Annotated in this window: 8 protein-coding genes and 1 pseudogene; 4 read left to right on the top strand and 5 right to left on the bottom strand. The window is 70.7% G+C overall.

Annotation, left to right across the window (positions count from 1 at the left end):
- Window positions 1–527 (top strand): hypothetical protein (locus tag A7A76_RS22960; RefSeq protein WP_206413489.1); only part of this gene is annotated, 527 nt, incomplete at its 5' end.
- Window positions 528–811: 284 nt separating this feature from the next.
- On the opposite strand, the gene A7A76_RS22955 is transcribed toward A7A76_RS22960, so the two are convergent.
- A complete protein-coding gene (locus A7A76_RS22955; RefSeq protein ID WP_206413488.1) occupies window positions 812–1903 on the bottom strand; it encodes a diguanylate cyclase in 1092 nt (363 codons plus the stop codon).
- Window positions 1904–2228: 325 nt separating this feature from the next.
- Between A7A76_RS22955 and A7A76_RS22950 the strand changes: the two genes are divergently transcribed.
- Entirely contained in the window at window positions 2229–2627 is a 399-nt protein-coding gene (locus A7A76_RS22950) for a hypothetical protein (protein ID WP_206413487.1), read from the top strand.
- Window positions 2628–3399: 772 nt separating this feature from the next.
- Here the strand turns inward: A7A76_RS22950 and A7A76_RS25985 are convergent.
- Window positions 3400–5847: pseudogene (locus tag A7A76_RS25985) on the bottom strand (S8 family serine peptidase); the annotation flags it as partial.
- A 755-nt stretch (window positions 5848–6602) separates the two neighbouring features.
- Between A7A76_RS25985 and A7A76_RS22940 the strand changes: the two are divergent.
- A complete protein-coding gene (locus tag A7A76_RS22940; protein WP_206413486.1) occupies window positions 6603–7049 on the top strand; it encodes a DUF695 domain-containing protein in 447 nt (148 codons plus the stop codon).
- Between the two features lie 273 nt (window positions 7050–7322).
- Here the strand turns inward: A7A76_RS22940 and A7A76_RS22935 are convergent, their stop codons facing one another.
- The gene (locus A7A76_RS22935) at window positions 7323–8591 is read right to left on the bottom strand and encodes a YadA-like family protein (RefSeq protein ID WP_241201138.1); all 1269 of its coding nucleotides are present in this window, start codon (window positions 8589–8591) and stop codon (window positions 7323–7325) included.
- A 168-nt stretch (window positions 8592–8759) separates the two neighbouring features.
- Window positions 8760–12008 (bottom strand): S8 family serine peptidase, encoded by a 3249-nt coding sequence (locus tag A7A76_RS22930; protein WP_428995221.1) that lies wholly within the window; start codon window positions 12006–12008, stop codon window positions 8760–8762.
- Here A7A76_RS22930 and A7A76_RS25745 point away from each other — a divergent pair.
- A complete protein-coding gene (locus A7A76_RS25745) occupies window positions 11938–12123 on the top strand; it encodes a hypothetical protein (protein ID WP_241201142.1) in 186 nt (61 codons plus the stop codon). The two genes, A7A76_RS22930 and A7A76_RS25745, sit on opposite strands and share 71 nt — an antisense overlap.
- Before the next feature lie 226 nt (window positions 12124–12349).
- On the opposite strand, the gene A7A76_RS22925 is transcribed toward A7A76_RS25745, so the two are convergent.
- A complete protein-coding gene (locus A7A76_RS22925; RefSeq protein WP_206413490.1) occupies window positions 12350–13003 on the bottom strand; it encodes a phosphatase PAP2 family protein in 654 nt (217 codons plus the stop codon).
- Window positions 13004–13089 lie beyond the last annotated feature (86 nt).

Genomic DNA, 13089 nt, shown 5'->3' with positions numbered 1-13089 from the left:
GCGCCGCGGCCGCGCCGCTCGCGCAAGCCGGCGCCGCCGACGGCGGCGGCGCCAACCTGCACGCGATGCTGGCCACGCCGCAGGGGCGGCAGTTCCAGCAGCGCCGGCAGTTCCAGGACGAGGCCAAGCGGTTCTTCCGCGACGCCAAGACCCTCGGGCCGGCCGAACGCGAACGCCGCGCGCAGGCGCTGCAGGCGCAGATCGAACGCTACGAGCAGGCCGACGAATTGTCGGCCGGCGAAACCATGCTGCTGCGCGTCGGCCTGATCCAGGCCACCGTGCCCGACGAGGCGCAGCAGGCGCTGATGGTGCAGCGCCTGGCGCAGAGCTACAAAGCCCAGGCGCAGCAACGCGAGCAGGCCTGGGCGCAGCAGCAGGCGCACGATCCCAAGTTTCAGGCCTACAAGCGCAGCGAAGCGCAGATCGTCGCCGAAACGATGAAGATGCAGCGTTTTCCCGCCGGGCTGAGCCGCGACGAATACCTGCGGCAACGCCTGCAGGCCGAGCGCGAGCGGATCTATCGCTGAGGCTGTTGTGGGAGGGCCTTCAGGCCCGAGGCTTTTGGGTCAGTTCGCCGCGGGCTGATCGAAGAGCTTCGGGCCTGAAGGCCCTCCCACAAGGGAAAGCGCAGCAGCGCTCGGCCTTGCTCCATCAGCACGATCCGATTGCGCCTGTGCGGGCCCGCCGGCTGCAATGCGCCCGAAGCTGCTGTGGGAGGGCCTTCAGGCCCGATGCCTTTGGATCAGTTCGCCGCGGGCTGATCGCGGGGCTTCGGGCCTGAAGCCCTGCTACAGGCAAAGCGCGGCGGCGCTCACAGCTCGTCCGCCAGCACCACCCGGTTGCGCCCGCCGCGCTTGGCCGCGTACAGGGCCTGATCGGCGCGCGCGAACGTCGCCGCGCTGTCTTCGCCGGCGCGGCGGCCGGCCAGGCCGATGCTCACCGTCAGCGGCAATCCCAGCGGCAGGTTGGCGATGGCTTCGCGCACGAATTCGCATTGCACCAGCGCTTGCTGCAACGGCCCTTCGAACAGCATCAGGAATTCCTCGCCGCCGTAGCGCGCCACCCCGCCCGGCCCGGCCGAATACAGCCGCAGCGCGTCGGCGACCGCTTGCAGCACGCGGTCGCCCTCGGCGTGGCCGTGCACGTCGTTGATGGTCTTGAAGTGATCGATATCGAGCACCGCCACCTGCAGCGGCGCGGCGCTGTGGCTGCGCGCCACCGCCTGCTCCAGCGCCAGCGCGAACGCGCGCCGGTTCGGCAGGCCGGTCAACACATCGGTGCGGGTCAGTTCGGTCAGGTCGGCGTTGCTGGCTTCCAGCGCGGCGTGGCTGGCTTCAAGCTCGCCCTGATACTGCAGCAGGCGGCGTTCGTACCAGTCGCTTTCCTGCAGCTGCCGCGCCAGCGCGCCGCTGACCCGGCGCAGTTCCATCGCCCGCGAGGCCTGGCGCGACAGCGCGGTCAGCGCCTGTTGCTGGCGCGCCGGCAGCTCGCGCGGCTTGGTGTCGATCACGCACAAGGTGCCCAACGCTTCGCCGTCGGGCGTCACCAGCGGCGCGCCGGCGTAGAAGCGGATGTTGGGATCGTCGACGACCAGCGGATTGTCGGCGAAGCGCGCGTCGTCGCGCGCGTCGGGCACCACCAGGGTGCGGTCGGGGCTCAGGATCGCGTGCGCGCAGAACGCCAGTTCGCGCGGCGTCTGCTGCGCGGCCAGGCCGACGCGCGCCTTGAACCACTGGCGCTGTTCGTCGATCAGGCTGACCAGTGCGATCGGCACGTCGCACACGGCCGCGGCGATCGCGACCAGGTCGTCGAAGTCGCGCTCCGGCGGCGTGTCGAGAATGTCGTAGCGGCGCAGCGCGTCCAGGCGTTGGGCTTCGTTGGCGGGCGTGTCGGGTTTTTGCACGGCGGTGTCGGGACGGTGACGGTCGCGGTGGAGAGGACGGTCGGCTTCCAAACGGTACGGCTACGGACGACTCGGCTTGCGCGCGGCTCGGTGCGCGGCCTGCGCCGGCAGTCTAGCAAGCGCGGGCGCCGCGTCCGCAAGCGCTCGCTTCGGGCCGGCGGCGTCAAGCCTCGGCGCGGGCGGATCGGCCAAGCGGCGATGGCGGTCACAGGCGCAGCGCGACGCGCGCCCGGCCGGGTTTCCTTCGCCTGCAATCTCGCGCCGATAGACTCCGGGCTGCGCGCCGCGCTGCGGCGCGCAGCGACCACGGCGAGGGAGGCAACGGGTGCAGGTGGAGACTAACGATTACGTCGAGCTCAAGCACGAGATTCTCGACGGCATGCGCAGCTACAGGGAAGACCTGGCCCAGGACGGCGCCGACGCCGGTTACGGCGAGGCCGAGATCGACGAGTGCGAGCGCATCCTCGAACGCTTCCTGGCCAGCCTGCGCAACGCCGTCGCCGACGGCGAGCGCGTGCCCTCGCGCGCCGCGCTGGACCGCAGCGCGCGCGCGGCGGTGGAGCAGGCCGTGCGCGCGCTCAACGCGCTCAACGCGCGCTGCCGCTACAACCTCATCGAGACCGACCAGCGCGAAGGCCTGTGCGAACTGATCCGCGGCGCCCTGGCCGAGATCGGCGCGCTGCGCGGCGAGGACGATCCGACGGAGGATTGGCGGGAGTGGTGAGCCGGGACTTCGCAGTCTTGTCGCGGTGAAGCCCTGGATGCCCGCCTTCGCGGGCATGACGATAGGCAGGTTTCGCGGTGAGTGGGTTTTGCCGCGAGCCGGTTACGCTGCGAGCGGGTTTCGCTGCGAGTGGGTTTCCGCACGCAACTCCAAGCCGTCATCCCCGCGAAGGCGGGGATCCAGAGACTTCAGAGCCATGCCTCGGTGAAGCCCTGGATGCCCGCCTTCGCGGGCATGACGATAGGCGGGTTTCACCACGAGTAGGTTTCGTGCGAGCAGGTTTCGTCGCAAGTGGGTTTCCCCGCACTACTCCAAGCCGTCATCCCCGCGCAGGCGGGCATCCAGAGACTTCAGAGTCACGTCTCGATAAAGCCCTGGATGCCCGCCTTCGCGGGCATGACGATAGGTGGGTTTCGCCGCGAGTAGGTTTCGCGCGAGCAGGTTTCGTCGCGAGTGGGTTTCCCCGCACCACTCCAAGCCGTCATCCCCGCGAAGGCGGGGATCCAGAGACTTCAGAGCCATGCTTCGATGGAGCCCTGGATTCCCGCCTTCGCGGGAATGACGACTGGCAGGTTTCGCGGGCACTCGATAAAAAACCGGGCCCGCGAACGGACCCGGTCTTGCAGCCGCGACTACGCGACCGCTTCCCTACTCAGCGCCCACGGCCGGCCCGCGCACGGGCCGGCCGCAGCACCGCTCAGCGCGCGCTGTGTCCCTCGCCCACCGGCACCGCGCTGCCGGTGACCACCGCGACCGGCCTGGGCGCGTCCGGCGCGGGCGCCGGCACCGAGATCGCGATCGGCAGGTGCAGGGTCGGCGACTTGCGGCTCAGCAACGGCTTGAGCTGCAACTGGCCGAAGTGCCAGCTGCCGTCGGCGGCGTACTTGCGGCTCAGCACGATCACGTTGACCGGCGTGTCGCTGCCGCGCACCGAAGCGAACACCGGCGGGAAGGCGATGCCGTCCACGCCCTGCACCTGCGCCAGCCACAGCTCGGCCGGACGCTGGGCGTGGCGGAAGCTGCGCTTGAAGGTGCAGGCGTTGGTGCAGGCGCTCTGCTCCATGCTGGCCAGGTTGAGCGTGGCCGGGTCGCCGCCGGCGGCCGGATCGGCCGCCTGGTAGCGCGCGGTGGTCTCGTTGAGCACCAGCCCCGCGTTGACCGCCTGATCGACCTGGATCCGGCCCGAGCCGGTGTCGAACGGATCGGCCTGGGTCACGCCGTCCTCGCGGAACACCTCCTGCTTGGCGGTCATCATCAGCGCCGACTTGATCTCCGCCGCGGTCCAGTCCGGACGCGCCTGGCGCAGCAGCGCCGCCGCGCCGGCCTGGTGCGGCGAGGCCATCGAGGTGCCGCTGAGCAGGCCGACCAGGTTCTCGCTGCCGCCGATGGTGGTGCCGGCCAGCACCGCCAGCACGCTGACGCCCGGCGCGGCCACGTCGGGCTTGATCAGGTTCAGGCCGGGGGCCGGGCCGCGCGAGCTGAACGCCGCGAGCACGTCGGGCGTGTTCGGAATCGGCGTCGGCGGATAGCCGATGCCGCCGGTGGAGACGTTGCCGTTGCCGGCGGCGAAGTCGCGCAGCGCGTTGCTGTCGTCCTGCGCGGCCAGGAACACCGGCACCGTGGTGCCCGGCACGCTCGGCGTCGCCGCGGTGACCTGATTGTTGGCGATGACCACCGCGACCGCGCCGGCGGCGGTGGCGTTGTTGGCCTTGACCGAGAAGTTGCAGGTGCCGCGGCGGACCACCGCGATGGCCCCGGCGAACGCGCCCGGGGCGAAGCCGGCGCAGCCGTCGTCGGCGCTGTCGATGCCTGCGCTGATGCGCACCGGCGTGGTCGGCGGGATCGAAGCCGACAGCGCCACGCCGCCGCTGCCTTCGATCAATTGGATCGCCTGCAAATCCGACGGCACCGAGCCGGGCCCGGTGATCTGCAGCAGCGAGGCGAAATCGCCGCGGCCGTGGGTGGTCGCGGCGGTGGTCGAGGTCCACGGCTGGCGATGGCCGGTGGTGCTCGGGCCCGGGCCGCTGTTGCCGGCCGAAGTGGCGATGAAGATGCCGGCGTCGGCGGCGTTGAGGAAGGCCAGCGACACCGCCTCGCCCCACGGATTGGCGCCGCCGCCGATGGAGTAGTTGATCACGTCCACGCCGTCGGCGATGGCCTGGTCGATCGCCGCGACCGCCGACACGTTCGGGCACAGGCCCTGGCCGGTGGCGATGTTGGTGTAGCAGATGTCGTAGGCGACGATGTTGGCGTGCGGGGCGACGCCGGAGATGCGGATGTTGCGGCCCTTGAAGTTCGCGGTCCAGGCGTTGCCGGCGGCGGTCGAGGCGGTGTGGCTGCCGTGGCCGTTGGTGTCGCCGAAGCCGGGTTCCTCGCGGATGCCGGGCACGCCGCAGGCGCCGGCCGGTTCGCCGCAGACGAAGTCCCAGCCGCCGATCAGCTTGTCGTTGCAGCGGCCTTCGTCGACGCCGCCGGGCGCGCAGGTGCCGAGATAATTACCGGCGCCGTTGGGATTGCGATGACGGTAGCCGGTATCGTCGACCGCGGCGAAGGCCGGGCTGCCGAAGTTGATGCCGGTGTCGAGGATGCCGACCACCACGCCCTCGCCGCGCCAGCGGCCGGGCTTGGCGTTCCACAGTTCCGGCGCGCCGATCAGGGCCGGGCCGACGTCGGTGGCGACCGGATACTCGTGATAGGCCTCCACCAGCGCCACGCCGGGCAGCTTGGCCACGCGCGCGGCTTCGCTCGCGCTCATCTGCGTGACCACGCCGTTGACCGCGTGGCGCAGGCGCCGTTCGACCTTCAGGGTGCGGCCGAGCGCGGCGTTGATGCCGCGCTCGTGGGTGCGCTGGGCGCCGTCGAGATAGCTCAGGTATTTGCTCGCCTGGACGCTGCGCAGGTCGATGCGCGCGGTACCGCCGCCGGCGATGCGCGCGGCGTCGCTGTTGGCGTTCTGCGCGCCGGCCAGGCGCTGCGGCGCGGCCAGGCCCGCCACTTCGCCGTTGTAGACGCTCAGCGGCGCTTCGTCGTACAGCACCAGATAGCGGTCGGCGCGGGTATCGGCGGCCGCGCGTTGCGGCGCCGGCGCGCCGCCGACGGCGGCGCTGTCGCTCGCCGGGGCGTTGCTCAAGCCGCTCACCGCCGCGGCAGCGGCGAGCGCCGTCAGTCCGGTCAGGCCGAGCGCGATGGCGAGGGTCAGTCGGTTCTTTGCGTTAGGCATCGGGAGGTCCTCCACGTATCGTTCGCGAAGAAGCCGCCCCACGCCTGTTCCCTGTCAACAGGCGCAGGTCGCGGTTCGAGGGTTGGGCCAGGGAGGGATCGCCGTGATCGAGCGTCGTCCGTGAGCCGACGCGCGCACAGCGCATCGGCCGATCGCTCCTGCCACCGTGCCCGTACGCGGTCGCGCCGGGCCGAGCCTTCCCACCCACGCCGAACACTGCAAGAGGCGGGAAGATTTCGGCGTGATCGTGCGCACAAATCGCATTCGGTTACATATGCGGACGCGGCATGTTGCGGCGTTGAAACTTCACTTGCCTAAACGGCGGCGCCCGCAGCTGTTACAGTGCGGCTACGAATGGTGAATCCGCGGCGTTCGGCTGCGCACGCACGCAGCGCAGTCATCGGACTCGCCTGCGGACATGCGCGGCGAAAGCGCGCAGCCGATTGCGCAGATGCGCGAACGACGACGAAGCGTTCGCGTATCGATGCAAACGCTCGACCTGAGCCGCGTCTTTCACGGTGCGCTTGCCCGGCTGCGGCGCGAGACGATATCGCGGGCATCCAATCGCGCCCGCGTTGATTGCGGTTGCGCGGATTCAGATCCGGCTCGGCATTCCGGCTCAGCCGCTTGAACGCGAACCCGTCCTGGGAATAGGCTGCCTTGCGCAGCGTCAACGTCCACCCGAGCCGCACCGAATTCGCGCGGACCGAGCCGCCGGCGCCAGACCCTCGATCGATCCGCGAACGAGCTTGCGAATGATTCCCGAACCCCGTTACGCGCTGATCGAAACCACCCTCGGAAACGACCCTGCGGTGGTCGTCGTCAATTCGTCGCTGCGCTGCTTCCAGCAGCGCGCGGCCTTTGCCTGGCATTTGCGGATCGTCGTCGACTGCGAGTCTACCAGCGCCTATGGCATGCCGACGGTCGAGGAAGCGGGCGTCTTGCGCCGATTCGAAGAAGATCTCGCGCCGCGATTGCAAGCCGCCGACAACGCGATATTCCTCGCGCGCATCACCGCGCGCGGCGAACGCGTGATTTTGTTTCGCATCAAAGATGCCGACGCCGCGAACCTCGCGCTGCAAGCGCCGGCCTCGCAGGACGCCCGCGTCCGCGAATGGGACTTCCACATGCAGCACGATCCGGAATGGGCGCTGGCTCAACCGGAGTTGAAGCTGCTGGAGCGCGCCCTGAGCCTGAACTGACGCGGCATCGCCGTTGCGACCGCCGAAGGGCTCGATGCGAGCGCTCCGGCCGGCCTCACGCCCTGGGTCGCAAGACGACCGCCATCGATCTTGTCGCCGGACAGTCCGCCTCGCGATGGCGCGTCGCCGCTCGGTCTGCGCGGCGCAATGCATTCGCCGGCGGCGGCGCGCCTGGGCGATGCCTGCGACGACGGCGGCGCAAACGAAAACGGCGCCCCGCGGGGCGCCGTCGCGTATCGATGCGGCGCCGTCGCGGCGCCGCATCGGGATCGATCACCAACCGAAGCCCAGGCCCACGCCGGCCGAACTCTCGCTGTCGCTGAACGCGCCGCCGACGGTGAAGGTCGCGCGGTCGCTGATCGCGCGCTGGTAGCCGATCGACAGCGCCTGTTCGCCGCCCTGGAAACCGGCGCCGACCGCGACCCGGTTCTGCGTGCGCAGGCCCGAGGCGCTGGCCGACATCTGCACCATCGCCGCGGTCATCGCGCCCATCCGGTCGATGCGCTGGTCCTGCTTGCGCAGCTTCCATTCCATGTCGTCGCGCAGGCGATTGATCGCCTCGGTCGGCGCGGCCAGCATCTGGCTCACGCGCGAATCGGTGTAGGCGTTGGCGCTGCGCAGGGTCGACGCGTCGCCGGCCTGGACCTGGCCGACGTTGGCCGCGTCGGTCGGCGCGGTGCCGGCGGCGACGTTGCTGACGCGGGTGCCGTTGCCGCCCTGCAGGGTGACCGCATCGCGGGTCGGGCTGTCGTAGACCACCGAGTTGGAGGCGTTGGTGCCGACCAGGCCGTACAGATCGGTCAGGCGCCCGTCGACCGCGGCGAAGGCGGCGCCGACGTCGCGATAGCTGCCGCCCTGGATCGAATAGGTCGGCGCGGTGAACGTACCGCCGGCGAAGCTGGCGCCGCCGCCGAGCGCGCCGGCCAGGGTATTGAGCTGCAGCACGTTGACCGCGTCGGTGTCGGCGGCGCCGGCGGCGACGTTGATCAGCTGGCGCTCGGCGCCGGCGCTGCCGAAGGACACGGTGTTGGCGCGGTCGGCGATCGAACCGGCGCCGAGCGCGACCGAATTGGCCGCGCTGGCCGAACTGTTGGCGCCGATCGCGGTGGCGTTGTCGGCACTGGCCGAGCTGCCGGCGCCGTTGGCGGTGGCGAACTGGCCGTCGGCGATGCTCGACGACCCGGTGGCGGTGGAGAACTCGCCCGAGGCGCTGGCGCTGTCGCCGATCGCGCTGCTGTTGGCGGCCGAGGCGGTCGCGCCGGTGCCGAGCGCGGTGCTCTGGTCGCCCGAGGCGGTGCTCGCCGCGCCGACCGCGGTCGCGCCGGTGGCGCTGGCGGTAGCGCCGGCGCCCTGGGCGACGGCGAAATCGCCGTCGGCGGTGGCGCCCTGGCCGCAGGCGATGGCGCTGCCGCCGTTGGCGGTGGCGCCGCCGGTGGTGGTGCCGCCGAAGCCGTCGTCGAGCACGCAAGGTTCGCCCGCCCAGGCCTGGGCGCAGGCCAGCGACAACGCGGCGGCGAGAATGGTCTTGTGCGAAATGTTCAAGCTGTCCCCCAGAAGAGTGTGATGCGCGCCGCGCGGCCGTGAACCCGCGCGGCGGCGAAAGTAGCGTCGGCGCGGGCCGCGTGCGGCCCGGCCGGAGTCGGCCGGAGTCGGCCGGATTCGGCGGGACCCTGCGCGCCGGGCCCGCGCAGGGCCCGGCGCGCAGCGCCGTCAAGGCGCGGCCTGCACCGTCAGCGCGACGCGCAGCGCCGCCTTCGGACGCAGCGGATCGTTGCTGGCCACGCAGACATAGCCCGAGTAGCTGCCCGGGGCGAGGCCGGCGGCGCTGATCTGCACCGTGGTGTCGACGTTGGCGCCGACCGCGATGCGGCCGAACGCGCGCGACGGCGCGCCGATCCAGGTGGCGCCGCAGCTGTTGCTGCCGCTCAGCTGGTAGGCCAGGCCGGGCGCGCCGGCGGTCGCCGACCACGCGCCGCTGCCGTCGGGGTTGATGATCGCGCCGCGGTAGACGTTGTCGCCGCTGGTGGCGTTGAACCAGAACCAACTGGTCGCCAGCGGAGCGCGCACCGACACCACCAGCCAGTAGCGGCCCGGCGCCAGGTTCACGTTCTGGCCGGCGGCGGCCAGGTTGAGGTTGATGGTGGCGAAGCCCGAGGTCGACACGCCGGTGCCGTTGTAGGTGGAGGTGTAGCTCCACAGCGCCAGTTGCGGCGTCGATTCCGGATTGCCTTCGGGATTGCCGCCGACGTCGCGGAAGATCGACCAGTTGATGTTGGTCGAGCTGGTCAGGTTGCCGCCGTTGACGAAGCCGTCGGCGACGATGCGGCTGATCGCGGTGGCGTCGGTCAGGGTGAAGTCGTCCGCCGACAGCTGCGCGCGCGCGCCGACCGAGGCCGCGTCGGTGAAGCGGGTCGAACGGCGGCCGTTGGCGTTGTTCGGCAACTGCGCCACCAGCGTGCGACCGCCGCTGCCGGTGTTGTCGATCTGCCAATCCAGGTTGGAACCGCCGATGTTGCCCAGGCGCAGGTTCACGCTGCCGCTGCCGCCTTGCGGCAGGGTCAGCGCGCTCGACTCGGTGGCGGTCAGGCGCGGCGGCTGCACCGCCACGGCGATCGGCAGGCGCAACAGCGGCTGCGAGGTGTCGCCGCCGGACGGCGTCAGCACCAGCTTGCCGAAGCTGAAGTTGCCGTTGGACGCCTGCGAGTTCGTGCTGACCGTGATCTTGACCGTCTTGGTCTCGCCCGGGTTCAGCGTGAACAGCGACGGCGACACCAGCGCGCTCAGGCCCTGCACCTTGCCGGTCCAGGTCTGGCGGGTCGGCAGCACATTGCGGAAGGTGCGGGTGAACGAGCACGAGGTGGCGCAGTTGTACTTGGCCATGCTGGCCAGGTTCAACGCCGACACGTCGCCGCCGCTGGCCGGATTGGCCGCGCGGTAGTTGGCGGTGGTCTCGTTGAGCACCAGGCCGGCGCGGATCGCCTGGTCGACCTGGATGCGGCCCGAACCCATCGCGTGCGCGTCGGCCTGGGTGACGCCGTCTTCCTTCAGCACTTCCTGCTTGGCGGTCATCATCAGCGCCGACTTGACCTCGGCCACGCTCCAGCCCGGACGCGCCTGGCGCACCAGCGCGGCCGCGCCGGCATGGTGCGGCGAAGCCATCGAAGTGCCGCTGAGCAAGCCGACCTGCTGCTCGAACCCGGAAATGGTGGTGCCGGCGGTGACGGCGAGGATGTCCACGCCCGGCGCGGTGATTTCCGGCTTGATGATGTCGAAGGTGTCGGCCGGGCCGCGCGAGCTGAAGTCGGCGAGCTGGTCGACGGTGTTGCTGGTGACCACCGACGGATACAGGATGCCGCCGGTGCTGGTGTTGCCGTTGGCGTTGGCGAAGTTGCGCAGCGCGTTGCTGTCGGCCTGGCTGGCGACGAAGGCCGGAATCGTCGCGCCGGGCACCGACGGCGACAGGCCGGTGACCTGGTTGTTGGCGATGACCACCGCGACCGCACCGGCGGCCGCGGCGTTGGCGACCTTGTCGGTGAAGTTGCAGGTGCCGCGGCGGACCACGGCGACCGCGCCCTGGAAGGTGTTGGCCGGGAACGCGGCGCAACCGTCGTTGGCGGTGTCGATGCCGGCGCTGATCTTGACCGGGGTGTTGTTCGGAACCGCGGTGGTGAACGGCGTGCCGCCGCTGCCTTCGGTCAGCTCGATGGCCTGCAGGTCGCCGGGCACGGCGCCCGGGCCGGATATCGACAGCACCCAGGCGAAGGTGCCGCGGCCGTGCTGCGAGGCGGCGGTGGTGGCGACCCACGGCTCGAGGTGGTCGGTGGTGTACGACGCCGGGCCGTCGTTGCCCGCGGCCGCGGCGACGTAGATGCCGGCGTCGGTGGCGTTGAGGAACGACAGCGAGGTCGCTTCCGTCCACGGGTTGGAGCCGCCGCCGATGGAGTAGTTGATGACGTCGACCACGCCGTCGGCGATGGCCTGGTCGATCGAGCGCACCGTCGACACGTTCGGGCACAGGCCGCGGCCGGTGGAAATCTCGGTGTAGCAGGCGTCGTAGGCGATGATGTTGGCGCGCGGGGCGACGCCGGAAATGCGCAGGCTGTGGCCGCGGTAGGTCGCGGTCCAGGCGTTGCCGGCGGTGGTCGAGGCGACGTGGCTGCCGTGGCTGTTGGTGTCGCCGAAGCCGGGCTCCTCGCGGATGTCGGCCACGCCGCACTGGTTGCCCGGCGCGTTGCAGACGAAATCGTAGCCGCCGATCAGCTTGTCGTTGCAGCGGCCTTCGTCGACGCCGCCGGGCGCGCAGGTGCCCAGGTAGGTGCCGGCGCCGAGCGGGTTGACGTGGTGGTAGCCGGTGTCATCGACCGCGGCGAACGCCGGGCTGCCGAAATTGATGCCCGAATCGATGATGCCGACCACCATGCCCTCGCCGCGGAACCCGGTCGGGGCGGCGTTCCACAACGCCGGCGCGCCGATCAGGGTCGGGCCGATGTCGGTGGCCTGCTTGTATTCCATGTACGGCTCGACGAAACGCACTTCGGCGAGCTGGGCGATGCGGTCGGCTTCGCTCTGGCTCAGTTCGGCGACCATGCCGTTGAGCGCGTGGCGCATGCGGAAATCCACGCGCGGGCTGCGGCCGATCAGGCCGCGGATGCTTTGTTCGTGATCGGCCTGGACTTCGCCCAGATGCTGCACGTAGCCGCGCGCGGCGGCGCTGTGCACGTCGAGCCGGCCGGCGCCGGTCAGGCCGGCGGCCAGGCGCTTGGGCGCCGGCAGGCCGCGCAGCTCGCCCTTGTAGGCGCTCAGCGGCGCTTCGTTGTAGACCACGATGTAGCGCTGGCGCTTGTCCAGCGAGGCCTCGCTCGCCAGCGACGGCGGCGGCGCTGCGCCGGTGGCCACGGACGGGCTCGCGCCGCCGCCGGACATCGTCATCGCCCCCGCGACGGCAGCGACCGCGGCGATTGCCGCGGCGATGGACGTTTTCCTCATTACCTTGCGCATTCCCCTTTCCCCACTTGTCGACGAAACGCCAAGCGCAAAGCGCGCCGCCGCAGCGGCCGACCGTGCGCATCCGTGAAGGGGAAGAGGACGAAATAGTAAGTTATGCGCCGGACCGCACCCCGCCGGCATTTCGATTGCGCCTGCACTTCCCCCCTAGAAGTCACAACGCACCCCGATAGTAACCACCCTACCCGGACTTTGCGATATGTGCCGGATGTCGTGATGTGTCGCGGCCGAAACGCGCAACACCCTGCCCGATGGGCCTTGACAAATTCTTGTGCAGGGAAAAACGAACGCGCGTGCTAGCCGATTTTCTGCCACGGCTTGCGCACGCCGCCGCGATACGCCAGCAGGTACACCGCCACCACCCAGGCGGTCGCCACCGCCCAGCCGGCGAGGATGTCGGAGGGGTAATGCACGCCCAGGTACAGGCGCGAGAAGCCGACCATAAGCGTGAACGGCACCATCGAGACGATCGCCGCCCAGCGCCAGCGCGTCGGCCAGCACAGCAGGATCAGCACCGCGGCCAAGGTCATCGACCCCATCGCATGGCCGCTGGGAAAACTGTAGTTGTGCTCCGGCGCGATCGATTCCCACAGCGACGGCCGCTCGCGCGCGAAGAACTGCTTGGCGGCGATGTTGAGCAGGCCCGAACCGCCGAGCGCGAGCGCGGCGAAGCTGGCCTCGCGGAAACGCCGCAGCACGGTCAGCGCGAGCACCAGGGCGATGTCGAACGGCACCACGCCCCATTGATAGCCGAGCTTGGAGATCAGGCCGAACAGGAAATCCAGGCTCGCGCGCGACAGCCCATGCGCGTACTGCAGCACCGGCACGTCGAACACCAGCGCTTCCTGGCGGTGGATGTCCTCGGCCAGTTCGGCGAAGGCCCACAGCGGCAGCAGCAGGCCGGCGAAGGCCAGCAGCAGGCTCCAGCCGTGGCGGCGCAACAGCGCCAGGCCGAACCGCGCCTGCTGTTCGAACGCGCTGTCGCCGGCGCCGCGGCGGCGCGCGGCGCGGTCTTCGTCGGCGGGCGCGCGCTCGT

It is taken from the genome of Lysobacter enzymogenes, from assembly GCF_017168095.1.
Classification (GTDB): Bacteria; Pseudomonadota; Gammaproteobacteria; order Xanthomonadales; family Xanthomonadaceae; genus Lysobacter; species Lysobacter enzymogenes_D.
Note: the sequence above shows the minus strand (reverse complement) of the source record. Positions and strands in the feature narration are given on the sequence as shown.

What these genes read in the sequence shown, in the direction of transcription:
- A7A76_RS22940 (WP_206413486.1), top strand. Translation starts at nt 6,603, where the DNA reads ATGATTCCCGAACCCCGTTACGCGCTGATCGAAACCACCCTCGGAAAC.